Below are 24,458 nucleotides of genomic sequence, written 5' to 3' on the forward strand. Positions count from 1 at the left end.
CCATGTGGGAGCGAGCTTGCTCGCGATAGCGGAGGATCAGCACACATTGTTGTTGAATGTGCCGCCGCCATCGCGAGCAAGCTCGCTCCCACAGGTTTTATGTCTTGATTGAGATTTGAGTGCGCTCCCCACATTGAACGAGGCCCCGCATGAACAACGCTCTGAACCAGTTGCAGCCCTACCCGTTCGAGAAGCTCCGCGCCCTGCTCGGCAGCGTCACGCCAAACCCGGAAAAGCGCGCCATTGCGCTGTCCATTGGCGAGCCGAAACACCGTTCGCCAAGCTTTGTCGCCGAAGCCCTGGCAAGCAATCTGGATAAGATGGCCGTGTACCCGACCACCCTCGGAATTCCGGCCCTGCGTGAAGCCATCGCCGCGTGGTGCGAACGTCGTTTCAGCGTTCCGAACGGCTGGCTCGACCCGGCGCGCAATGTGCTGCCGGTCAACGGCACTCGTGAAGCGCTGTTCGCCTTCACCCAGACCGTGGTCAACCGTGGCGACGATGCACTGGTGGTCAGCCCGAACCCGTTCTATCAAATCTACGAAGGCGCAGCGTTCCTTGCCGGGGCCAAGCCGCATTACCTGCCATGCCTGGACGAAAACGGCTTCAACCCGGACTTCGACGCCGTTTCCCCAGACATCTGGAAACGCTGCCAGATCCTGTTCCTGTGCTCGCCAGGCAACCCGACCGGCGCACTGATCCCGGTCGAAACCCTGAAGAAGCTGATCGCCCTGGCCGACGAATACGACTTCGTGATCGCCGCCGACGAGTGCTACAGCGAACTGTACTTCGACGAACAAACCCCACCCGCCGGCTTGCTCAGCGCCTGCGTGGAACTGGGCCGCAAGGACTTCAAGCGTTGCGTGGTGTTCCACAGCCTGTCCAAGCGCTCCAACCTGCCGGGCCTGCGCTCGGGTTTTGTGGCCGGTGATGCGGACATTCTCAAAGGCTTCCTGCTGTACCGCACTTATCACGGCTGCGCGATGCCGGTTCAAACCCAACTGGCCAGTGTTGCCGCGTGGAATGACGAAGTGCATGTACGCGCCAACCGTGCGCTGTATCGCGAGAAGTACGATGCAGTGCTGGAAATCCTTGGCCCAGTGATGGACGTGCAGCGTCCGGATGGCGGTTTCTACCTGTGGCCGAGCGTTGACGGTGATGATGAAGCGTTCTGCCGTGATCTGTTTGTCGAAGAGCATGTGACGGTAGTGCCGGGTTCTTATCTGTCCCGTGAAGTTGACGGCACTAATCCGGGTGCCGGTCGCGTGCGCATGGCGCTAGTCGCACCGTTGGCCGAATGCGTAGAAGCGGCGAAGAGAATTCGCGACTTTATTATTCGTAATAAGTAAGTATCCCGGCCCGCATTGTGCAACGCAATGCGGGCCTCTCATACAGCCAGTTACACTTCAGCCAAAATTAAAGTTCACCGAACTGCAGAGCCCCCTTACTCTCATGTAGCGCATTACTGTGCGCACTCACACAATTTTTACCAAACTTCATGGAAGAAGTAGCCAATGAACAGTATTGAAGACTGCAACCTCATCCAATGGCCCGACGATCAACAATCCTACGACGCTGCTGTTAACGAGAACCCTGATAACACAGGTTCCGCAACCAGCACTCGGCGCAAGCGCTCGCTGATCAATTATTCGAAACTCTGGGCAAACGGACGCACGCTCAAAATCGCTTTTATCGATGGCCCCGACGATGACCACAAACAGAAGATCATCGACGCCGCCAGTCAATGGCTGCCGTATATCAATCTCAAATTTGAGTTCGTCGATGATTTGCAGGGCGAGATTCGGATCGCCACCAGGAACGATGACAACAGCTCAATGCTGGGCACCGACGCGCTGTTGATTCATCCCGACTGGCCGACCATGAACCTGGGGGTTAAACCCGAGCATGAAGACTTCAAGGTGATTGTGACTCACGAATTTGGTCACGCCTTGGGAGCAATGCACGAACATCAACACCCCGAAGCCAATATTCCCTGGGATAAACCGAAGGTGTATGAGTTCTACCAGAATAGAGAGATGAATCCATTGACCAAAGAGCAGGTCGATAGAAATCTCTTTGAGCCCTTCAATACAATCGAAGCGATTTATAAGCCGTACGACAGAAAATCCATCATGCACCACCCGGTCGCTAACACGCTGACACTGAGCAATTGGGAAATCCCTATCAACCGAAAAATCAGTAAAAAAGATAAAAAACTGATGAAGTTGCTTTATCCAAAACGTTAGCAATCAAGCATCAACATCCTGAGGCAAACATTCCGTGGGGCAAGGAAAAAACCTACGAGTTGTATCGACAAAAATTTGGTTGGTCGAAGGCGCAGGTGGACCTGAACGTCTTTCCACTCCCCCGCGATGCCAGCCGGACTTTGCGGCGTATGACCGACATTCGGTCATGCACTATGAGATATCCAACGAGTACACCCTGGGTGATTGGAAGCAAACAGAAAACCCACATATCAGCACAGCCGACATCACGTTTATTCGTCAAATTTACCCTTAAGTGTCTATCCAGCCAAACGCCTGTTACACCGCCCTTATTCACCAATGGGAGTTCCCCAGGCACACTTCAGGTAACAGGCTGCAGTGGAAGTGCCATATTCGCCGCTTAGACTGGAGGCTGGCCGCCGCAAAAAGGTCGCATCCGACCCGGTCGCCGCTCAGGCCGCCGGGTAACACCTGGACGTGGCTGAGGCCGAAACCGTCCGGTCATGGCATAATCCTTCACCTTTTATTTCCAGCACCTGCAAAGGGGGCAATTCCTTGACCGTTTCAAGCAAAACGTTGCACCTTTTCGGCATCAAAGCCTGCGACACCATGAAAAAGGCGCGCACCTGGCTCGATGAACACGCTGTCAGCTATGACTTCCATGATTACAAAGCGGTCGGAATCGACCGTGAACACCTGACCCAATGGTGCGACGAGCACGGCTGGCAAGTGGTGTTGAACCGTGCAGGCACGACCTTTCGCAAGCTCGACGACGAACGTAAAGCCGATCTCGACCAGCCGAAAGCCATCGAATTGATGCTCGCACAACCCTCGATGATCAAGCGCCCGGTGCTTGATCTCGGTGACCGAACCCTGATTGGCTTCAAGCCAGATATCTACGCGGCAGCACTCAAGTAAGGCAGCCCGTTCCATTTTGTTAGAGGTATCAACATGTCTACTACCCTGTTCAGCCTGGCCTTTGGTGTCGGCACTCAAAACCGTCAAGGCGCATGGCTGGAAGTGTTTTACGCACAGCCACTGCTCAACCCGTCGGCCGAACTGGTCGCTGCCATCGCGCCTGTTCTGGGCTACACCGAAGGCAATCAGGCCATCGCCTTCACCACCGCTCAGGCGTCGCAACTGGCTGAAGCCCTGAAAAGCGTCGACGCAACCCAGGCTGCCTTGCTGACCCGTCTGGCCGAGAGCCACAAGCCGCTGGTCGCGACCATTCTGGCCGAAGACGCTCAGCTGACTTCCACGCCTGAGGCTTACCTCAAGCTGCACCTGCTGTCCCATCGTCTGGTCAAGCCGCACGGCCTGAACCTGGCGGGCGTGTTCCCGTTGCTGCCGAACGTGGCATGGACCAGCCAGGGCGCAATCGACCTGGCCGAACTGGCCGAACATCAACTGGAAGCCCGTCTGCGTGGCGAGCTGCTGGAAGTGTTCTCGGTGGACAAGTTCCCGAAAATGACCGACTACGTGGTTCCGGCCGGCGTGCGCATCGCTGACGCGGCACGTATTCGTCTGGGCGCCTACGTCGGCGAAGGCACCACCGTGATGCACGAAGGTTTCGTCAACTTCAACGCCGGCACCGAAGGCCCGGGCATGATCGAAGGCCGCGTTTCCGCTGGCGTATTCGTCGGCAAGGGTTCGGACCTGGGCGGCGGTTGCTCGACCATGGGCACCCTGTCGGGCGGCGGTAACATCGTGATCAAGGTCGGCGAAGGCTGCCTGATCGGCGCGAACGCCGGCATCGGCATTCCGTTGGGCGATCGCAACACCGTTGAATCGGGCCTGTACGTGACCGCTGGTACCAAAGTGGCGCTGCTGGACGAAAACAACAAACTGGTCAAAGTCGTGAAGGCGCGTGAACTGGCCGGTCAACCTGACCTGCTGTTCCGTCGCAATTCGGAGACCGGTGCCGTGGAATGCAAAACCCACAAATCGGCCATCGAACTGAACGAAGCGCTGCACGCTCACAACTAAGCAGAGCGTCAAACGATCACCTGTAGGAGCTGAGCTTGCTCGCGATGGGGCCCTTGAGGCCGCCAAGAGCTTCGCGAGCAAGCTTTGCTCCTACAGGCTCAGGCGTACACCCGCCCATGTTTAACAGGGCTCGATAGCATGATGATTCCCTCTCCCTGGCGCGCCGATTTTCCGGCCATCGCCGCATTGCAACGGCAAGACCAGACGTATCTGGACAACGCCGCCACCACGCAAAAACCTCAAGCCCTGCTGGATGCCCTGGCGCATTACTACGCCAACGGCGCGGCCAACGTGCATCGGGCGCAACACCTGCCCGGCGCCCACGCCACCCAGGCATTCGAGGCCAGCCGCAGCAAAGTCGCCCACTGGCTCAATGCCGGCGATTGCGGGCAGATCATCTTTACCCATGGCGCAACGTCTGCGCTGAACCTCCTGGCTTATGGCCTGGAACATCTTTTCAATCCAGGCGATGAAGTTGTCATCAGCGCCCTGGAGCATCACGCCAATCTGTTGCCGTGGCAGCAGCTGGCCCACCGTCGCGACCTGAAGCTGGTGATCCTGCCACTGGACGCTGACGGTTTGATTGACCTTGATGCTGCCGCGCAGCTGATCGGTCCGCGAACCCGCTTGCTGGCGGTCAGTCAGCTGTCCAACGTACTCGGCGCCTGGCAGCCCTTGCCCGCCCTCTTGACGCTGGCCAAGGCGCATAACGCGTTGACCGTAGTCGATGGCGCCCAAGGCGTGGTTCACGGCCGGCACGACGTGCAGGCGCTGGGCTGCGACTTCTATGTGTTTTCCAGCCACAAGCTCTACGGCCCCGATGGTCTGGGCGTACTGTTCGGTCGCAACGAAGCGCTTGAGCAACTGCGTCACTGGCAATTCGGCGGCGAAATGGTGCTGGATGCGGATTACCACAGCGCACGGTTCCGCCCGGCGCCGCTGGGTTTCGAGGCGGGTACGCCGCCGATTGCCGGTGTGATTGGTTTGGGGGCGACGCTGGATTATCTGGCTGGGCTCGATCAGGACGCGGTTTGCGCCCACGAAGCGGCGCTGCATGACTATTTGCTCAAAGGCCTTGAATCGCGCAACGGCATTCGGTTGTTGGGCAAGCCGCAACTGGCGCTGGCCAGTTTTGTCGTCGAGGGTGTGCATAACTCTGATTTGGCGCATTTGCTGACCGAACAGGGGATCGCGGTGCGCGCCGGTCATCATTGCGCCATGCCGCTGCTCAAGCGTTTTGAACTGGCTGGGGCGATACGGGTGTCGTTGGCGCTGTACAACGATTCCGAAGACCTGGAGCGGTTCTTTGAAGCGCTGGATCAGGCGCTGGAGTTGTTGCGATGAACTTGCCTGCCGATGCGGCCACGGCGCTGGAGACTTTTCAGAATGCTGCCGGTTGGGAACAACGGGCGCGGCTGTTGATGCAGTGGGGCGACCGTCTGCCCGCGTTGAGTGATGTGGATAAGAGTGACGTCAACCGCGTGCATGGCTGTGAAAGTCAGGTATGGCTGGTGGGCGCGCTGGATGACGGTCACTGGCAGTTTGCCGCGAGCAGCGATGCGCGGTTGATTCGCGGGTTGGTGGCGTTGCTACTGGCGCGGGTCAACGGGTTGTCGGCGGCTGAATTGCGACAGGTGGATTTGCCGGAGTGGTTCAATCAGCTTGGGCTGAGCCGTCAGCTCTCCCCTTCACGCAGCAATGGCCTCAATGCCGTGTTACAGCGGATGCGGAGCCTGAGCGACGTGTAGGAGCTGCCGAAGGCTGCGATCTTTTGATCTTTAGCGGGAGCACCTACGCCGAAGATCAAAAGATCGCAGCCTTCGGCAGCTCCTACACGGGTTTACGTTTCAGTTTGAGATTTGATGCGATCCGCGGGGCGACGCACACCCGCCACAATCTTATCCACAGCCTTGGTCGCCGCGACCATGCCAAACGTCGCCGTCACCATCATCACCGCACCAAACCCTCCGGCGCAGTCGAGCTTCACACCGTCACCGACAAAACTCTTCTGCAAGCAAATGCTGCCATCCGGTTTCGGGTAGCGCAGTTGTTCGGTGGAAAAAACGCACGGCACGCTGTAATGGCGGGTCACGGTGCGTGAGAAGTTGTAATCCCGACGCAACGTCGAGCGCACTTTCGAAGCCAACGGATCATTGAAGGTCCGATTCAAATCGCAAACCTGAATCAACGTCGGATCAATCTGTCCGCCCGCGCCGCCGGTGGTGATGATCTGGATCTTGCGGCGTTTGCACCAGGCGATCAGCGCCGCCTTGGCATTCACGCTGTCGATGCAATCAATGACGCAGTCGATGTTCGGCGTGATGTATTCGGCCATGGTCTCGCGGGTGACGAAATCCGCCACCGCGTGCACGGTGCAGTCCGGGTTGATCCCGCGCAGGCGCTCGGCCATCACGTCAACCTTGGGTTTGCCGACGGTGCTGTCCAGCGCGTGCAACTGACGGTTGGCGTTGCTGACGCAGACGTCATCCAGGTCGAATAGCGAAATCTCCCCCACGCCACAACGGGCGACGGCTTCCGCCGCCCAGGAACCGACGCCACCGACGCCGACGATCGCCACGTGGGCCGCGCGCAAGCGCTCCAGGCCGTCGATGCCATACAAACGGGCGATGCCTGCAAACCGCGGATCTTCTGTACTCATGACCATTACCCCAAAAACCGGCGCGCATTATAGGGCCACAGTGCGAGAACTTTTAACCTTCCAGCGACAAGTGTAAGAACTTATGTGAAACCAGAGTGCCCAATGTCGGGCGTTTCCCTGTTCGCTGTACGGTCAGAGAACCTCCAGTGTAGGATGCGCGCCCCTGCCCCCTGGCAGCCAGCCGCAAACCGTTCCTTCGTTCCACAGCCTTTGGAACCTGAAAAAGCTATGTCATCGCGTAAATTTGGACTCAACCTGGTCGTGGTGCTCGCCATCGCTGCCTTGTTTACCGGCTTCTGGGCGCTGATCAATCGCCCGGTCACCGCCCCCAACTGGCCTGAACAGATCTCCGGCTTTTCGTACTCGCCGTTCCAGCAAGGGCAGTACCCACAAAAAGAGCAATATCCGACCGACGATGAAATGCGTCGCGATCTGGAGATCATGAGCAAGCTGACGGACAACATCCGTACTTACTCGGTCGATGGCAGCCTGGGTGATATTCCCAAGCTCGCCGAAGAATTCGGTTTGCGCGTGACGCTGGGTATCTGGATCAGCCCGGACCAGGAGCGCAACGAGCGTGAAATCCTGCGCGCCATTGACCTGGCCAATACCTCCCGCAGCGTGGTTCGCGTCGTAGTTGGTAACGAGGCGATCTTCCGTAAGGAAATTACCGCCGCCGAACTGAGCGTGATCCTGGATCGCGTCCGCGCGGCAGTGAAAGTACCGGTGACGACCTCCGAGCAATGGCACGTCTGGGAAGAAAACCCGAGCTTGGCCAAGCACGTCGACCTGATCGCCGCCCACGTCCTGCCGTACTGGGAACATGTTCCGATGGAGCAGTCCGGGCAGTTCGTACTCGACCGCGCCCGTGACCTGAAAAAGATGTTCCCGAAAAAACCGCTGCTGCTGTCGGAAGTCGGCTGGCCGAGCAACGGCCGTATGCGCGGTGGCGCCGACGCGTCGCCGGCAGACCAGGCAATCTATCTGCGGACCTTGGTCAACAAGCTCAATCGCCAGGGCTTCAACTACTTCGTAATCGAAGCCTTTGACCAACCGTGGAAGGCCAGTGACGAAGGTTCCGTGGGCGCTTACTGGGGCGTTTTCAACGCCGCGCGCCAGCAGAAATTCAACTTTGAAGGCCCCGTCGTCGCGATCCCGCAATGGCGCGTACTGGCGGTCGGTTCGGTGGTTCTGGCGCTGCTGTCCCTGACCTTGCTGATGATCGACGGCTCGGCCCTGCGTCAACGCGGCCGCACCTTCCTGACCTTTATCGCCTTCCTCTGCGGATCGGTGCTGGTGTGGATCGGTTACGACTACAGCCTGCAATACAGCACCTGGTTCAGCCTGACGGTAGGATTCCTGCTCGCCCTCGGCGCACTCGGGGTCTTTATTGTGCTGTTGACCGAGGCCCATGAACTGGCCGAAGCGGTCTGGACCCACAAGCGCCGACGTGAATTCCTGCCGGTGGTCGGCGAATCGGACTACCGACCGAAAGTCTCGATTCACGTACCTTGCTACAACGAGCCGCCGGAGATGGTCAAACAGACCCTCAACGCCCTGGCCAACCTCGACTATCCGGATTTCGAAGTCCTGATCATCGACAACAACACCAAGGACCCGGCGGTCTGGGAACCAGTGCGCGATTATTGCGAAACCCTCGGCCCGCGCTTCAAGTTCTTCCACGTTGCACCGTTGGCCGGCTTCAAGGGTGGCGCGCTGAATTACCTGATTCCGCACACCGCCAAGGATGCCGAAGTGATTGCGGTGATCGACTCGGACTACTGCGTCGACCCGAACTGGCTCAAACACATGGTGCCGCACTTCGCCGATCCGAAAATCGCCGTGGTGCAGTCGCCGCAGGATTACCGCGACCAGAACGAAAGCACCTTCAAGAAGCTCTGCTACGCGGAATACAAAGGTTTCTTTCACATCGGCATGGTTACCCGTAACGACCGTGACGCGATCATCCAGCACGGCACCATGACCATGACCCGGCGCTCGGTGCTCGAGGAACTGGGCTGGGCTGACTGGTGCATCTGTGAAGACGCCGAGTTGGGTCTGCGCGTATTCGAAAAAGGCTTGTCAGCGGCGTATTACCACACCAGCTACGGCAAAGGCCTGATGCCCGATACCTTTATCGACTTCAAGAAACAGCGTTTCCGCTGGGCTTATGGAGCGATTCAGATCATCAAGCGTCACACCACCAGTCTGCTTCGCGGCAAGGGCACCGAGCTGACCCGTGGCCAGCGCTACCACTTCCTCGCGGGCTGGTTGCCATGGGTGGCGGACGGCATGAACATCTTCTTCACCGTGGGTGCCCTGCTGTGGTCGGCGGCGATGATCATCGTGCCGCAACGGGTCGACCCTCCGTTGTTGATTTTCGCGATCCCGCCATTGGCGCTGTTCGTGTTCAAGGTGGGCAAGATCATCTTCCTGTACCGTCGTGCGGTCGGGGTCAACCTCAAGGATGCGTTCTGCGCGGCACTGGCCGGGCTGGCGTTGTCGCACACCATCGCCAAAGCGGTGCTGTACGGTTTCTTCACCAGCAGCATTCCGTTTTTCCGCACGCCAAAGAACGCCGATAACCACGGTTTCTGGGTGGCGATTTCGGAGGCGCGCGAAGAAGTGTTCATCATGCTGCTGTTGTGGGGCGCGGCGCTGGGGATTTACCTGGTGAACGGCATGCCGAGCAACGACATGCGCTTCTGGGTGACCATGTTGCTGGTGCAGTCGCTTCCGTACCTGGCGGCGCTGATCATGGCGTTCTTGTCTTCGCTGCCGAAACCGGCGGTCGAGGGCGAGACGGCTCCGGCGGTCTAAATCGTTCCAGATGCACTAAACGGCGGCCAATGGCCGCCGTTTTGCTTTAAGATAACCGCCATTTTGCAGGGCTTGGCGGAATACGGTTCGCCGATCGAACCCAATCCCTGTGGGAGCGAGTTTGCTCGCGATTGCGGTGTAACAATCAACGTTTATGTTGACTGACACACCGCAATCGCGAGCAAGCCCGCTCCCACATAGCCATGCCCAATTTCAAGCTTCCGGAGTCTTACATGACGGCCCACGCCGACCTTTCGCCGACCCTTCAACTCGCCATCGACCTGATCCGCCGTCCGTCCGTGACGCCGGTCGACGCCGATTGCCAGAAGCAGATGATGCAGCGCCTGGGCGATGCCGGTTTTGCGCTTGAGCCAATGCGCATCGAAGATGTGGATAACTTCTGGGCGACCCACGGTAAACATGACGGTCCGGTACTGTGCTTTGCCGGCCACACCGACGTGGTGCCGACCGGCCCGGTGACTGCCTGGCAGATCGACCCGTTCAACGCGGTGATCGACGAACACGGCATGCTCTGCGGCCGTGGCGCGGCGGACATGAAAGGCAGCCTCGCCTCCATGACCGTGGCGGCCGAGCGTTTTGTCGCCGACTACCCGGATCACAAGGGTAAGGTGGCATTCCTGATCACCAGCGACGAAGAAGGTCCGGCGCACCACGGCACCAAGGCTGTGATCGAACGCCTTGCCGCCCGTAAGGAGCGTCTGGACTGGTGCATCGTCGGCGAACCATCGAGCACCACTCTGGTGGGCGATGTGGTCAAGAACGGCCGTCGCGGCTCCCTCGGCGCCAAACTGACCGTGCGCGGCGTGCAAGGTCACGTGGCCTATCCGCATCTGGCGAAAAACCCGATCCACCTTGCTGCCCCGGCGCTGGCCGAACTGGCCGCCGAGCACTGGGACCACGGCAACGATTTCTTCCCGCCGACCAGTTTCCAGATCTCCAACGTGAACTCCGGCACCGGCGCGACCAACGTGATCCCGGGTGATCTGGTGGCAGTGTTCAACTTCCGCTTCTCTACCGAATCCACCGTTGAAGGCCTGCAAAAGCGCGTCGCCGATATTCTCGACAAACATGGCCTGGACTGGCACATCGACTGGGCGCTGTCCGGCCTGCCGTTCCTCACCGAACCGGGTGCATTGCTGGATGCTGTCGCGTCGAGCATCAAGGACATCACCGGTCGTGAAACCAAGGCTTCCACCAGTGGTGGCACCTCCGACGGGCGCTTCATTGCGACCATGGGTACTCAGGTGGTTGAACTGGGCCCGGTCAACGCGACCATCCACCAGGTCAACGAGCGTGTGCTGGCTGCCGACCTCGATGTGCTGACCGAAATCTACTACCAGACCCTGATCAAGTTGCTCGCCTGATGCTCGCCTGCCCGATCTGCAGCGAACCGCTGAACGCGGTGGACAACGGCGTGGCCTGCCCCGCCGGGCATCGTTTCGACCGTGCGCGTCAGGGTTACCTGAACCTGTTGCCGGTGCAGCACAAGAACAGCCGCGACCCTGGGGATAACCTGGCGATGGTCGAAGCCCGGCGCGACTTTTTGAACGCTGGTCATTACGCACCAGTGGCCAAGCGTCTGGCCGAACTGGCGGCGCAATACGCGCCTCAGCGCTGGCTGGACATCGGTTGTGGCGAGGGTTACTACACCGCGCAAATCGCCGAGGCCTTGCCGAACGCCGACGGTTACGCGTTGGACATCTCCCGGGAAGCCGTCAAACGCGCCTGCAAACGCAACCCGCAGCTGACCTGGTTGATCGCCAGCATGGCGCGGGTGCCGTTGGCCTCCGGCAGCTGCCAGTTTCTCGCCAGCGTCTTCAGCCCGCTGGATTGGGAGGAAGCCAAGCGTCTGCTCAGCCCGGGTGGTGGCTTGATGAAAGTCGGGCCGACCAGCGGCCATCTGATGGAATTGCGCGAGCGTCTGTACGACGAAGTCCGTGAATACACTGACGACAAGCATCTGGCCCTGGTGCCGGAAGGCATGGCGCTGCAGCACAGTGAAACCCTGGAGTTCAAACTGACGCTGGAAAGTGGCCAGGATCGGGCGAACCTTTTGGCCATGACGCCCCACGGCTGGCGCGCCAGTGCTGAACGCCGGGCGGCGGTTATCGAACAGGTCGAGCCGTTCGAGGTCACTGTTTCAATGCGCTACGATTACTTCGTACTTCAATAATTTTTAATTTTTTGGTCTTCGGCATTTGCCGTAGACCGGCTAAATCCGCGAATGGATTTTTCAGACCCGCAGTGAGGACATCCATGCGCCAACCCGATATCGAGATTTACCTGAAAGACGCCGACGTCGATTACAAGGCCGTCGCGGCCTGGCTCGGCACTGCTTTGGGCCCATGCACCGACTGGGTCCAGAAAGGCCAGACCTACAAGTGCAAGGCCGGCAACGTGTCGGTCACCTGGCTGCCGAAAGCCGTGGGCAAATGGAACAGCCTGTTCCTGGACAGCGACCAGACCCCGTGGGAAGACGACATCGCCTGCGCCCGCGCTGCGTTTGCCGCGCTGAACGTCGAAGTGCGTTGCGCGCCGGGTAGCTGGGTCGAGGAAGAAGGTGAAGAGACAGCGGATCGCTGGATGCGCATCAGCGCGGACGGCGAAGAAGAAATCACCTGGAAAACTGTCTAAAAGCTGTACACAAAACCTGTGGGAGCGAGCTTGCTCGCGATAGCGAACTGACATTCAACATTGATGTTGACTGAAAGGGCCTCATCGCGAGCAAGCTCGCTCCCACAGTGGTTTTGGGTGATCCGTAAGATACGGATTACAGACCTACGACATCCTCAGCCTGCAAGCCCTTCTCGCCGGTCACCACACCGTATTCGACCTGCTGACCTTCAGCCAACGAGCGATGCCCTTCGCCGCGAATCGCGCGGTAGTGCACGAACACGTCCACCCCGTCCTCGCGCTGAATGAAGCCATAACCCTTGGCATCGTTGAACCACTTCACATTGCCAGTTTCGCGCGTAGCCATGTCAGTACCCCCTTATTTTTATTTTGAACGGCCGAGTATATGACAGCCGCCAAAACTCTCAACTCAACTTTACTTAGGCGCTTTTTTGCCGATTTTCGGCGAATACGGCACACTATCGGCCGCCCGAGCAAACGCTCGGTTTTATTCACTCATGCAGATGCCGTATGACCCGTTCCCCGTTCCGCCGTCTTGTGTTTGGCACCCTGCGCCGATTGCTCTACCTCTGGGTTCGCTCGGAGACGATCAATCAGTCGTCGTTCACCCTCAACCTCGACCGCAGCCGTCCGGTGTTCTACGTCCTGCAAAACCCTTCGCTGACTGACCTGGCCGTGGTCGATACCGAGTGCAGCAAGGCGGGTTTGCCCCGCCCGGTGTTGCCGGTCTCGGTAGGTACGCTGGAGGAACCCGCGGCGTTCTTTTACCTGACGCCGGAGCCTGATTGGTTGGGTCGTCAGGACAAGCGTGGTGCACCGCCGACCTTGACCCGCCTGGTCAGCGCCCTGAGCCAGAACGCCGCCGAAGACGCGCAGATCATTCCGGTCAGCGTGTTCTGGGGTCAGTCGCCGGACAGCGAATCGAGCCCGTGGAAACTGCTCTTCGCCGACAGCTGGGCAGTCACCGGACGCCTGCGTCGGTTGTTGAGCATCATCGTGCTGGGGCGCAAAACCCGCGTGCAGTTCTCGGCGCCGATCCATTTGCGCGAGTTGATTAACCACAACAAGGGCCACGAGCGCACCGTGCGCATGGCCCAGCGGATTCTGCGGGTGCACTTCCGCAACCTGAAAGCAGCGGTGATCGGTCCGGACATTTCCCACCGCCGCAATCTGGTCAAAGGCCTGCTCAATCAGCCGCTGGTCAAGCAAGCGATCCTTGACGAAGCCGAGCGTGAAAACATCTCCCCGGAGAAAGCCAAGGCCCTGGCCCTGCGTTACGGCAACGAGATCGCCTCGGACTACACCTACACTGCGATCCGCTTCATGGAGGTGGTGCTGAGCTGGTTCTGGAACAAAATCTACGACGGCATCAAGGTCAACAACATCGAAGGCGTGCAAAAGGTCGCCCCGGGTTACGAAGTGATCTACGTGCCCTGCCACCGCAGCCACATCGACTACCTGCTGCTGTCCTATTTGCTGTTTCGCAACGGCCTGACCCCGCCGCACATCGCCGCCGGGATCAACCTCAACATGCCGGGGATCGGCGGCCTGCTGCGTCGCGGCGGTGCGTTCTTCATGCGCCGCACCTTCAAGGGCAACCCGCTCTACACCTCAGTGTTCAACGAATACCTGCACACCCTGTTTACCAAAGGCTTCCCGGTGGAGTACTTCGTCGAGGGCGGTCGCTCGCGCACCGGGCGCATGCTGCAGCCGAAAACCGGGATGCTCGCAATCACCCTGCGCAGCTTCCTGCGTTCGTCGCGGATGCCGATCGTTTTCATCCCGGTCTACATCGGTTACGAGCGTGTGCTGGAAGGCCGGACCTACCTTGGCGAACTGCGTGGCGCGACCAAGAAGAAAGAATCGATCTTCGACATCTTCAAAGTCATCGGCGCCCTCAAGCAGCGCTTCGGCCAAGTGGCGGTGAACTTCGGCGAGCCGATCAAACTGGCAGAATTCCTCGACAGCGAGCAGCCGGACTGGCGTAAACAGGAGCTCGGCCCGCAGTTCAAACCGGCCTGGCTCAACGAAACCACCAACCGCCTCGGCGAGAAAGTCGCGCAGCATCTGAACGAAGCGGCGGCGATCAACCCGGTCAACCTGGTGGCCCTGGCGCTGCTGTCCACCAGCCGTCTCGCGCTGGATGATCGCGCTATGGCGCGCGTGCTCGATCTGTACCTGGCGCTGTTGCGCAAGGTCCCGTACTCGCCGCACACCACGCTGCCGGAAGGTGACGGCCGGGCGCTGATCGAGCATGTTAAGGACATGGATCTTCTGTCCGAGCAGAGCGATGCCCTAGGCAAGATTCTGTACCTGGACGAACAGAATGCCGTCCTGATGACCTACTACCGCAACAACGTTTTGCACATCTTCGCCTTGCCGGCGTTACTGGCGAGCTTCTTCCAAAGCGCGTCGCGCATGAGCCGCGAACAGATCCTGCGCTACACCCGTGCGCTATATCCGTATCTGCAATCGGAACTGTTCATTCGTTGGTCGCTGGACGAGCTGGATGCGGTGATCGATCAATGGCTCGAAGCGTTCGTCGAGCAAGGTCTGCTGCGTTTTGAGAATGATGTCTACCTGCGGCCGGCGCCGAGCTCGCGGCATTTCGTGCTGCTGACCCTGCTGTCGAAAAGCATCGCCCAGACCTTGCAGCGCTTCTACATGACGGTCTCGCTGCTACTCAACAGCGGTCAGAACAGCATCAGCGCCGAAGAGCTGGAAGACCTGTGCACGGTCATGGCCCAGCGCCTGTCGATCCTCCATGGCCTCAACGCCCCGGAGTTCTTCGACAAGAGCCTGTTCCGCCACTTCATCCAGACGATGCTCGACCTCGACGTGCTCAAGCGCGATGAGGCCGGCAAGCTGAGTTATCACGAACTGCTCGGCGAACTGGCCGAAGGCGCGGCCAAGCGGGTGTTGCCGGCGGAGATTCGCTTGTCGATCCGTCAGGTCGCGTTGCATCGCAGTGAAGATGCGGCGGATCAGGCTTAGTTGAGGTCGCTTGTAACTTTCTGACAATGACTATAAGAACAAGGATGTTCTTATAATCACCAAGTTATGAATTAATAGAGACCCTCTACAACTAATTTCGATACGGACATCGCGATGAACCCATTAGAAAATATCAACTCATACGCCACCCTCACCTTTAGTTTGCCTGAAGACTTTCTACCGCCCAGCGGTGGCGAAGGCGAAACTTATATAAGCGTTCATACCGCAAACTCTTCCACCCCCATCAAAGTGGCGCAATCCCGTGAACCCGTACTGCGTAGTGGGCGCTGGAACTTTTCATTTGCACACAACTATTCCGATGTCAGCGTTAAATACCTTGTCGCTGTCAGCATGACCCACAACGGCGTTCCACTGCTGATTGACCTGGACTACTTCGTGATTGTCCATCGTGCGCCACACCGACAAACCCTGCATCTCAGCCCAGTTGGCCGTCTCTACCTCCAGGCGCAAGCGCCTCAAGCGGTTCAACCTGAACATGCAGTCACTGTTGTCGCCCACGAGTACGACGATACAACTGCGCAACTGACGCCAATACATATCAGCAAACAAATGGCCGAGGCGTTCTATCTGGAATACGACCCGGACACTGTCGTACCTGGCAAACGCTATACGCTGACAGCCACTGAAAATGAATACCATAATTCAATTGCGGTATATCCCGGGTCCGTTGTATTGAAACCCTTTAGTAGAATTTGAAAAAAGCGCATATCAAAAGATCCATGGGGCGAAATCGCCGGAAAAATCCGTTAAATTGTCGTCGGCGCTCATCTACTTCGGGCGCCATCATCTGAGTTACGATCCGGCCCAGGTCAAACCCGGCCATCGGTACTCGGTCAGCGCACGGATCGAAGTGAATGGCGAACTGATGTTCATCACCACCGAACATCACGCCGTGCAGCTGGATGGCAGCGACCCGCAGCCTCTGAAAATCCGCGTCGACGCCGCTCGCTAACTCTCAATTTTTGAACAAAGGAAGCTGCCATGTTCCGCTCTACCCTTCGCTTCGCCGGCCTGTGCGCAGGCTTGATGATCTCCGCCAGCGCCCTGGCACTGTCACTCAACGACCTGTCACAAAAAGACGCCACCGGCGGCCTCAAGGATGCCCTGACTCAAGGTGCGCAACTGGCCGTGAAGCAACTCGGCACGCCGGGCGGCTTCAGCAACAACCCGGACGTGAAAATCGAACTGCCGGGCAAACTGGGCAAAGTCGCCAGCAAGATGAAACAGTTCGGCATGGGCGACCAGGTTGATCAGCTGGAAACCAGCATGAACAAAGCGGCTGAAACCGCCGTGACGCAAGCCCAGCCGATCCTGGTGGACGCGGTGAAGAAGATGAGCGTGGAGGATGCCAAGGGCATTCTCAGCGGCGGCAAGGACTCGGCCACTCAGTACCTGAGCAAAACCAGCCGCGAACAGATCCGCGTCAAGTTCCTGCCAATCGTCAAGCAAGCCACCGACCAGGTGGGCCTGGCCAAGCAGTACAACTCGTTCGCCGGGCAAGCCGCGACGATGGGTGTGGTGGATGCGAAGAGCGCCAACATCGAAAGCTACGTGACCGAGCAGGCGTTGAACGGTCTGTTCGAGATGATTGGTAAACAGGAAGAAACCATTCGCCAGAATCCTGCAGCGGCAGCGACCAGTTTGGCGAAGAAAGTCTTCGGTACGCTCTAAGCCTTAACACCGACCTTGTGGGAGCGAGCTTGCTCCGGGCGGCGTTCCGACGATGAGGCCGTGTCAGTCGACATTAACTGTGGCTGATACACCGCCATCGCGAGCAAGCTCGCTCCCACATAGGTCAAGCAGTCGATGCAGCCCGCAGAAAGAACACCCACTCGCGACCGATCTTCCTTTTCTCGAACACATTCAACTCGACCAGCCCGTTCAGGGTTGCCGACGCGGTGTTGTAAGAACAGTCCAGATTCTCCTTCACATTGACCGCTGTAAACTCCTTGGCCATCCCGCTCTTGGCCACTTGGAATACGGCTCGCTGCTTCTCGGTCAATCGGTCAAAAAAGCCGGACGCCAACAACCAGCGATCAAAGCTTTCGGCATACGCCAGACTTTTCCGATATGCCTCGGTGAAACCGCTGACAGCCCGCAGGATGACCGAACACTGGAAATCGATGAAGTAAGTCAGGTCGAGGTCATCAGCCTCAGAGTTCAGATAAGACCGTCCGTATTTCACCGGCGCACTGCGCAGCAAAATGCTGATCGCAATGTAGCGAAAGGCAGAGAAGTCATTCTTGAACATGAACCAGTAAAACAGTGCCCGCGCCACTCGGCCGTTGCCATCGCGAAAAGGATGCTCATAGCCCAGAGCAAAATGCAGTGCGATGCCTTTGATCAGTGGATGAAGGTAATCCACTTGATCGGGATCGTTGTGGGGCTGGTTGATCCACGTCGACAGCACCCGCAATCGTGACACCAGCCCTGCTGCGGGCGGCGGTGTATGCACGGTGTTGCCCTCGCCGTCCTGCACCACCACATCATCGTTGCGCCTGAACTCCCCCGGCGAATATTGCGTGTCATCAATGCCCTCGACACCCACCCGGTGCATGGCTGAAATCAGTTCGATACTCAGGGCGTCATAACGCTTTTCCCAGGCGAAGTTCATCATCTTGTAGTTGCCGATCACCATTCGCTCATCCGGCGTGCGCGGCAGGCGATTGCGCTTGAGCATGTCCTTGGCCACCCGCGTGGTGGTCGCCGCGCCTTCGAGCTGGCTGCTGCTGATGGCTTCGTCTTCGATCAAATCGTTGAGCAGATAGCTGAAGTGCGCATGTTCACCAATCTGACTGGTCATGTACTCCAGCGCGGCCGTTGTGGCTTGTCGATCGACGGCGGAAATAGCTTTCTGCGCCAACGGCGTGAGCACGAATTTGCCCCATTGAAGCGGCTCGCCCAGTGGCAAAAGACTTGAGTACTGCGCAGTCCGGGCTTTCTTCACCAGCGCCCAGCACAGATTCGAATCCAGCCCCGGCGCCCAGCGGTAGCGCAACTCATCGAAAGGCAGATAACGCCCCTGATCGTCCAGCGGCTTGAGCAAGGCGAGGTAATCCGAGAGGCGTTCCTTGTGGGGCGACTTCCCCAAAAGGTCGAATACCGGGTCGGTCCTTCCCCTCAAAATGGGCGGCTTTTTCATTATGGCTGTCTCAAAAGCTCGTAAAACTGAGTTTTGAGTACAGCATTCAGATCCCTATGACTCAATATCAGAGGGATCTGAAATACACGTAGGACGTTAGGCTGGGTCTTTCTTGATCCGGAACCACGCGGCATACAGCGCCGGCAGAAACAGCAACGTCAGCGCCGTCGCGACAATCAACCCGCCCATGATCGCCACCGCCATCGGCCCGAAAAACACGCTACGCGACAGCGGAATCATTGCCAGCACCGCCGCGAGTGCAGTCAACACAATCGGCCGGAAGCGCCGCACCGTGGCTTCAATAATCGCCTGCCAAGGCTTGAGCCCGGAAGCAATGTCCTGCTCGATCTGGTCCACCAGAATCACCGAGTTACGCATGATCATCCCGGACAGCGCGATCGTCCCGAGCATCGCCACGAAACCGAACGGCTGACGGAACACCATCAGGAACAAGGTCACACCGATCAAACCCAAAGGCGCCGTCAGAAACACCATTAACGTGCGTGAGAAACTGCGCAGTTGCAGCATCAGTAACGTCAGCACCACAACGATGAAAAGCGGCACACCGGCCTTCACCGAATTCTGCCCGCGAGCCGAGTCTTCCACTGTGCCGCCGACTTCCAGCAAGTAGCCGTCCGGTAGTTCGGCGCGAATCGGATCGAGGGTCGGCATGATCTGCTTCACCAACGTCGCCGGTTGTTCCTTGCCGTAGATATCGGCGCGGACCGTTACGTTCGGCAAGCGGTTGCGGTGCCAGATGACGCCTTCTTCGAAGCCGTATTCCAGCGTCGCGATTTGCGACAGCGCGACGCTGCGGCCATTGTCGGTCGGCACCGCCAGGCTTGGCAGCAATGACAGTTCGGTGCGTTCATGCAACGTGCCGCGCAACAGAATCTCGATCAACTCGTTGTCTTCACGGTACTGGCTGACGCTGGAACCGGTCAGAGAACTTTGCAGGAACTTCGACAGGTTCGCGGTGCTCACGCCAAGCGCCCGGGCGCGGTCCTGATCGACGTTCAGATAAACGACTTTGCTCGGTTCTTCCCAATCCAGATGGACGTTGACCACATGCGGATTCTCGCGAACCTTGGCGGCCACTTTACGGGCCAGCGCGCGGACTTCCTCGATGTGCTCACCGGTGACCCGGAACTGCATCGGATAGCCAACCGGTGGCCCGTTCTCCAGACGTGTCACCCGCGCGCGCAGGGCCGGGAATTGTTCCTTGAGGGCTTCGATCAGCCAGGTGCGCAGGACTTCGCGCTCCTCAATGGTTTTGGCCAGGACGACAAACTGCGCGAAGCTCGCTGCAGGAAGTTGTTGATCCAGCGGCAGGTAAAAACGTGGCGAACCGGTGCCCACGTAAGCGACATAGTTGTCGATACCTGCGTGATCCTTGAGCAGTGCTTCGAGGCGTTTGACCTCATCGCGGGTGTTGCTCAACGAGGCGCCTTCCGCCAGTTTCAGATCGACCATCAACTCCAGACGACCCGATGCCGGGAAGAACTGTTGCGGCACAAATCGAAACAGGATGACAGAACCGATAAACAACACGGCCGTCAGGACAATGACCGTCTTGCGCCGCCGCACGCACCACTCCACCAAGCGTCTGACGCGCTGATAGAACGGCGTGCCGTAAGGGTCGGGCTGGCCGTCGCCAGTACCATGTTTGGCTGCATGAATCTTCGCCAGATCCGGCAGGAGTTTTTCCCCCAGATAAGGCACAAACACAACAGCGGCCACCCACGAGGCCAGCAACGCGATGGTCACCACCTGGAAGATCGAACGGGTGTATTCGCCCGTACCCGATTGCGCAGTGGCAATCGGCAGGAAGCCGGCAGCGGTGATCAGCGTACCGGTGAGCATCGGGAATGCGGTGCTGGTCCAGGCGTAACTGGCCGCCTTGATCCGGTCGAAGCCTTGCTCCATTTTGATCGCCATCATTTCCACGGCGATGATCGCGTCGTCCACCAACAAACCCAGTGCCAGCACCAACGCCCCGAGGGAAATCTTGTGCAGGCCGATTCCCAGGTAATACATGCAGGCGAACGTCATCGCCAACACCAAAGGAATCGCCAGCGCTACCACCATGCCGGTGCGCACGCCGAGGGAGAAAAAGCTCACCAGCAGGACGATTGCCAGTGCTTCCACCAGCACCTGAACAAACTCACCGACACTGCTTTTCACGGCGGCGGGCTGGTCGGAGACCTTGCGCAGCTGCATACCGGCAGGAAGGTTTTTCTGGATCCGGTCGAACTCGATTTCCAACGCCTTGCCCAGCACCAGAATGTCGCCACCGTCCTTCATGGCCACGGCCAGACCGATGGCGTTTTCCGCCATGAAGCGCATGCTCGGCGCTGGCGGATCGTTGAACCCCCGACGCACATCAGCCACATCGGCGATGCGGAACGTACGATCACCGACGCGGATCGGGAAGCTCTTGATCTCTTCGACCGTCTGAAAATTCCCCGAGACGCGTAGCTGCAATCGCTCGCTGGAGGTCTCGAAGAACCCGGCTGTGGAGACCGCGTTCTGCTCTTCAAGCGCTTGCTGCACGGCGGCCAATGGCAAACCGAGGGTGGCGAGTTTGACGTTGGAGAGTTCGATCCAGATCTTCTCGTCCTGTAGCCCGAGCAGATCGACCTTGCCCACATCCTTGACCCGTTGCAGCTGAATCTGCACGCGGTCGGCGTAGTCCTTGAGCACCGCGTAATCAAAACCTTCGCCCGTCAGCGCGTAGATATTGCCAAACGTTGTGCCGAACTCATCATTGAAGAATGGCCCCTGGATGCCCGGAGGCAGGGTCTGACGAATGTCGCCGATCTTCTTGCGAACCTGGTACCACAGGTCCGGGATTTCCACCGAGTGCATGGAATCACGGGCGACGAACGTCACTTGGGATTCACCCGGACGGGAGAACGAAACGATGCGTTCGTACTCACCGGTTTCCATCAGTTTCTTTTCAATACGCTCGGTGACCTGGCGCGACACTTCCTGCGCCGTGGCCCCCGGCCAGTTGGTCCGAATCACCATGGCCTTGAAGGTGAACGGAGGGTCTTCACTTTGGCCGAGCTTGGTGTAGGACAGTGCGCCGACAATGGCCAGCAAGAGCATCAGGAACAGTACGATCTGGCGATTACGCAGCGCCCATTCGGAAAGATTGAAACCCATCGGGGATTACTCCTTGTCCGCCAGATTGACCACGCGGTTGGAGCGATCCACCGGACGCACCTGCTGCCCTTCAAGCAGCACATGGACGCCAGCGGCCACCACCCAGTCGCTGGCGTTCAGGCCTTCGAGCACCGGTACGGTTTTCTCGCCGAAGGCTCCGACCCGGACCGGGGTTTTCTTCAAGGTGTTGTTTGCACTGACGACCCAGACGTAGGTTGCGCCGTTTTCCGCTGTCAGCGCGGAAAGCGGCACCGACAGCGGCACCACATCGGAGGTTTGAACGAACACCCGGGCACTCTGGCCGAGTTCCGCAGGAACCTTGCCGGCAGTGAAGGCGATGCGGGCGGCAAAGGTGCGCGATTTTGGATCGGCCGCGGGCGACAGCTCACGGATGCGCCCGGCGAAACGTTGGTCGGGTTGGGTCCAGAGTTCGACTGACACTGGTTGACCGACCTTGAAGCGGCCAAAGCTCTGCTCCGGCAAGCTGATCAACACTTCGCGTTCGCCATCGGTGGCGAGGGTAAATACGGTTTGCCCCGCCGCCACCACTTGCCCGACTTCAACCGCGCGTTTAGCCACCACGCCATCCTGAGGCGCACGCAGCACCGCGTAACTGGCCTGATTGGTCGAAACGTTGAATTCGGCTTTGATTTGCTTGAGGCGTGCTTCACCGGATCGGTAAAGGTTTTCGGAATTGTCGTACAGCGAACGGCTGACCATCTGACGGTCCATCAGGGTCTTGTAGCGATCACGTTCGGCGCGCACCAGGTTCAGGTTGGCCTCGGCAGCGGTTACCTGGGCACGGGTGGCTTCCAGTTGCAGGCGCACGTCCTGAGGGTCGAGCTCCGCCAAAGGTTGGTCGGCCTTGACCCGCTGCCCTTCTTCGACCAGTCGTCGACTGACTTTACCGCCAATGCGAAACGCCAGTTCCGGCTCATACCGTGCGCGGACTTCACCGGGAAAACTTTCCATCGCCTGGGACGACGGCTCTGGCTGCACGACCATAGCCGGGCGAACGGTGACTTGAGGCGCCTCTTCGTGACCACACGCAGACAATAAAAACGCCAGACTGACTGGCAACGCGAGGGGCAAGGCATAGCGGAACATGGTGAAGGACCTTTCGCTAATGGTGCTTGGAATAATTATACTGAGCAGTATGTTATTAATAGCAAACTCACCAGTCCAGTATTAAAAGCGCATATGCCTAACAATCTTTCAGTACCCAACGGCCCGGGCCGTCCCAAGGATCTGGCCAAGCGCCAGGCGATCCTCGATGCGGCGAAAACTCTGTTTCTGAGCAAGGGTTATGCGAATACCAGCATGGACGCCGTGGCGGCCGAGGCCGGTGTGTCGAAGTTGACGGTCTACAGCCATTTCAACGACAAGGAGACGCTGTTCTCCGCCGCCGTGATGGCCAAGTGCGAAGAGCAGTTGCCGACGCTGTTTTTCGAATTGCCGGACGGCACTGCGGTAGAAACGGTGCTGTTAAACATTGCGCGTGGCTTTCATCAACTGATCAATAGCGACGAATCGGTCAACCTGCATCGATTGATGATGACGCTGGGCAGCCAGGACCCGAAACTCTCGCTGATCTTCTTCGAGGCCGGGCCTGAGCGCATGCTGCATGGCATGGAGCGGTTGCTGATCAAGGTTAATCAGAGTGGCGCGTTGAGCATCGACAAACCGCGCAATGCGGCCGAGCATTTCTTCTGCCTGCTCAAGGGTGCGGGGAATTTCAGGCTGCTTTATGGTTGTGGCGAGCCGTTGACCGGGGATGCGGCCGAGAGCCATGTGCAGGAAGTGGTGGGGTTGTTTATGCGGGCGTATCGACCAGCGACAGCCTGATAGATATTGGTCGTCTGATCTGACGCCATCGCGAGCAAGCTCGCTCCCACAGGGGATCTACGGTGTTGCATAGATCCAGTGTGGGAGCGAGCTTGCTCGCGATGGGGACGACGCGGTCTTAAGGTTTCAGCGCTTTCTTCGGGTAAATGTCATACCGGCTGGATTTACCATCCAGCGCATGACTCGGTTTCGGCCCTTCGATGCATGGCGCCTTGCGCGGGCGCTTGACCACCACCCGGTGGCTGGCCAACGCCAACGCGGCTTCGAGCAGTGCAGGCGCATCCGGGTCATCGCCTACCAGCGGCCTGAACAGGCGCATTTCCTTCTTCACCAAGGCCGTTTTCTCACGATGAGGAAACATCGGGTCGAGGTAGATCACCTGCGGCGGCTCGCCTTCCCAATTGCGCATCACCTCGATCGAATTACCTTTGAGCAAGCGCATCCGCGCCACGATCGGCGCCACCTCAAAGTCTTCCGCGCCGCGCGCCAGGCCATCTTCAAGCAACGCGCCAATCAGCGGCTGACGCTCGATCAGGCTCATCTCGCAGCCCAGGCTCGCCAGCACGAACGCATCTTTGCCTAGCCCCGCCGTGGCATCCAGCACGCGCGGACGCACGCCTTGGGCAACACCGACCGCCTTGGCGATCATCTGCCCCGTGCCACCACCGAACAACCGCCGATGCGCCGCACCGCCCTCGACAAAGTCCACCCGCACCGGCCCCGGCGCGTCCGGGCCCAGTTGCTGCAGCTGCAAACCCTGATCGCCGACCTGCAAGGCGAACTCACCGTCATCCACCTGCATCGGCAAACCCAGGCGCTCGGCCCATTGTTCGGCCTGTGGCTGAAAAGTCGCGGCCAGGGCCTCGACATGGATGCGGCAGGCCGCAGGTTGCTCAATCATGGGGAAAACACACTCAAAAAATTAATGATCGGCAAAAACGGC

The 24,458-nt window shown here is 58.8% G+C and carries 20 protein-coding genes and 1 pseudogene; 15 read left to right on the forward strand and 6 right to left on the reverse strand.

The window, feature by feature from the left end:
* The first annotated feature begins 149 nt into the window (after positions 1 to 149).
* The 6 genes from dapC (at position 150) to ACA079_RS26155 (ending at position 5,959) form a co-directional block, all read left to right on the forward strand.
* The gene (gene dapC / locus ACA079_RS26130; protein WP_497701447.1) at positions 150 to 1,349 is read left to right on the forward strand and encodes a succinyldiaminopimelate transaminase; all 1,200 of its coding nucleotides are present in this window, start codon (positions 150 to 152) and stop codon (positions 1,347 to 1,349) included.
* 165 nt (positions 1,350 to 1,514) lie between these two features.
* The gene (locus tag ACA079_RS26135) at positions 1,515 to 2,246 is read left to right on the forward strand and encodes a M12 family metallopeptidase (protein ID WP_497701448.1); all 732 of its coding nucleotides are present in this window, start codon (positions 1,515 to 1,517) and stop codon (positions 2,244 to 2,246) included.
* Positions 2,247 to 2,780: 534 nt separating this feature from the next.
* Positions 2,781 to 3,143: an ArsC family reductase gene (locus tag ACA079_RS26140; RefSeq protein WP_059407789.1), complete on the forward strand. Its 363-nt coding sequence runs from the start codon at positions 2,781 to 2,783 to the stop codon at positions 3,141 to 3,143.
* A 33-nt stretch (positions 3,144 to 3,176) separates the two neighbouring features.
* Complete coding sequence (dapD, locus tag ACA079_RS26145) at positions 3,177 to 4,211, forward strand: 2,3,4,5-tetrahydropyridine-2,6-dicarboxylate N-succinyltransferase (RefSeq protein WP_497701449.1); 1,035 nt, start codon at positions 3,177 to 3,179, stop codon at positions 4,209 to 4,211.
* A 138-nt stretch (positions 4,212 to 4,349) separates the two neighbouring features.
* Positions 4,350 to 5,555, forward strand: a complete 1,206-nt coding sequence (locus ACA079_RS26150) for an aminotransferase class V-fold PLP-dependent enzyme (RefSeq protein ID WP_497701450.1) — start codon at positions 4,350 to 4,352, stop codon at positions 5,553 to 5,555.
* On the forward strand, positions 5,552 to 5,959 hold the full coding sequence (locus tag ACA079_RS26155) for a SufE family protein (RefSeq protein WP_497701451.1): 408 nt from the start codon (positions 5,552 to 5,554) through the stop codon (positions 5,957 to 5,959). Before ACA079_RS26150 ends, ACA079_RS26155 begins: the two co-directional genes overlap by 4 nt.
* 92 nt (positions 5,960 to 6,051) lie before the next feature.
* Here the strand turns inward: ACA079_RS26155 and tcdA are convergent, their stop codons facing one another.
* On the reverse strand, positions 6,052 to 6,870 hold the full coding sequence (gene tcdA, locus ACA079_RS26160; RefSeq protein WP_497701452.1) for a tRNA cyclic N6-threonylcarbamoyladenosine(37) synthase TcdA: 819 nt from the start codon (positions 6,868 to 6,870) through the stop codon (positions 6,052 to 6,054).
* A gap of 228 nt (positions 6,871 to 7,098) precedes the next feature.
* Between tcdA and ACA079_RS26165 the strand changes: the two genes are divergently transcribed.
* The 4 genes from ACA079_RS26165 (at position 7,099) to ACA079_RS26180 (ending at position 12,345) form a co-directional block, all read left to right on the forward strand.
* Positions 7,099 to 9,690, forward strand: a complete 2,592-nt coding sequence (locus tag ACA079_RS26165; RefSeq protein ID WP_497701453.1) for a glycosyltransferase — start codon at positions 7,099 to 7,101, stop codon at positions 9,688 to 9,690.
* Positions 9,691 to 9,923: 233 nt separating this feature from the next.
* On the forward strand, positions 9,924 to 11,075 hold the full coding sequence (gene dapE / locus ACA079_RS26170) for a succinyl-diaminopimelate desuccinylase (RefSeq protein WP_111451022.1): 1,152 nt from the start codon (positions 9,924 to 9,926) through the stop codon (positions 11,073 to 11,075).
* Entirely contained in the window at positions 11,075 to 11,884 is an 810-nt protein-coding gene (locus ACA079_RS26175) for a putative RNA methyltransferase (protein ID WP_415771137.1), read from the forward strand. The genes dapE and ACA079_RS26175 overlap by 1 nt, the downstream gene beginning before the upstream one ends.
* An 83-nt stretch (positions 11,885 to 11,967) precedes the next feature.
* Complete coding sequence (locus ACA079_RS26180; protein ID WP_008146702.1) at positions 11,968 to 12,345, forward strand: hypothetical protein; 378 nt, start codon at positions 11,968 to 11,970, stop codon at positions 12,343 to 12,345.
* Between the two features lie 136 nt (positions 12,346 to 12,481).
* Here the strand turns inward: ACA079_RS26180 and ACA079_RS26185 are convergent, their stop codons facing one another.
* Positions 12,482 to 12,691 carry a cold-shock protein gene (locus ACA079_RS26185; protein WP_008146705.1) on the reverse strand — a complete coding sequence of 70 codons (210 nt, stop codon included), beginning with the start codon at positions 12,689 to 12,691 and terminating at the stop codon, positions 12,482 to 12,484.
* 164 nt (positions 12,692 to 12,855) lie between these two features.
* Here ACA079_RS26185 and plsB point away from each other — a divergent pair, with 164 nt between their 5' ends.
* The 4 genes and pseudogenes from plsB (at position 12,856) to ACA079_RS26205 (ending at position 17,031) form a co-directional block, all read left to right on the forward strand.
* The gene (plsB, locus tag ACA079_RS26190; protein WP_497701454.1) at positions 12,856 to 15,339 is read left to right on the forward strand and encodes a glycerol-3-phosphate 1-O-acyltransferase PlsB; all 2,484 of its coding nucleotides are present in this window, start codon (positions 12,856 to 12,858) and stop codon (positions 15,337 to 15,339) included.
* Between the two features lie 114 nt (positions 15,340 to 15,453).
* Positions 15,454 to 16,056, forward strand: coding sequence for a hypothetical protein (locus ACA079_RS26195; protein WP_497701455.1), 603 nt, complete (start codon positions 15,454 to 15,456; stop codon positions 16,054 to 16,056).
* Between the two features lie 88 nt (positions 16,057 to 16,144).
* Positions 16,145 to 16,312, forward strand: a pseudogene (locus ACA079_RS26200) (YbaY family lipoprotein); the annotation flags it as partial.
* 29 nt (positions 16,313 to 16,341) lie between these two features.
* A complete protein-coding gene (locus ACA079_RS26205; protein WP_497701456.1) occupies positions 16,342 to 17,031 on the forward strand; it encodes a DUF4197 domain-containing protein in 690 nt (229 codons plus the stop codon).
* 124 nt (positions 17,032 to 17,155) lie between these two features.
* Here ACA079_RS26205 and ACA079_RS26210 read toward each other — a convergent pair whose 3' ends face one another.
* From ACA079_RS26210 to ACA079_RS26220, 3 genes are all read right to left on the reverse strand, one after another.
* Positions 17,156 to 18,502, reverse strand: coding sequence for a Fic family protein (locus ACA079_RS26210; protein ID WP_497701457.1), 1,347 nt, complete (start codon positions 18,500 to 18,502; stop codon positions 17,156 to 17,158).
* A gap of 96 nt (positions 18,503 to 18,598) precedes the next feature.
* Entirely contained in the window at positions 18,599 to 21,670 is a 3,072-nt protein-coding gene (locus tag ACA079_RS26215) for an efflux RND transporter permease subunit (RefSeq protein WP_497701458.1), read from the reverse strand.
* 6 nt (positions 21,671 to 21,676) lie between these two features.
* Positions 21,677 to 22,777 (reverse strand): efflux RND transporter periplasmic adaptor subunit, encoded by a 1,101-nt coding sequence (locus ACA079_RS26220; RefSeq protein ID WP_497701459.1) that lies wholly within the window; start codon positions 22,775 to 22,777, stop codon positions 21,677 to 21,679.
* A gap of 93 nt (positions 22,778 to 22,870) precedes the next feature.
* On the opposite strand from ACA079_RS26220, the gene ACA079_RS26225 reads away from it, so the two are divergent.
* The gene (locus tag ACA079_RS26225; RefSeq protein WP_497701460.1) at positions 22,871 to 23,515 is read left to right on the forward strand and encodes a TetR/AcrR family transcriptional regulator; all 645 of its coding nucleotides are present in this window, start codon (positions 22,871 to 22,873) and stop codon (positions 23,513 to 23,515) included.
* 118 nt (positions 23,516 to 23,633) lie between these two features.
* Here ACA079_RS26225 and ACA079_RS26230 read toward each other — a convergent pair whose 3' ends face one another.
* Positions 23,634 to 24,416, reverse strand: coding sequence for a class I SAM-dependent methyltransferase (locus tag ACA079_RS26230; RefSeq protein ID WP_497701461.1), 783 nt, complete (start codon positions 24,414 to 24,416; stop codon positions 23,634 to 23,636).
* Positions 24,417 to 24,458 lie beyond the last annotated feature (42 nt).

This window comes from Pseudomonas sp. LBUM1645 (genome assembly GCF_059716185.1).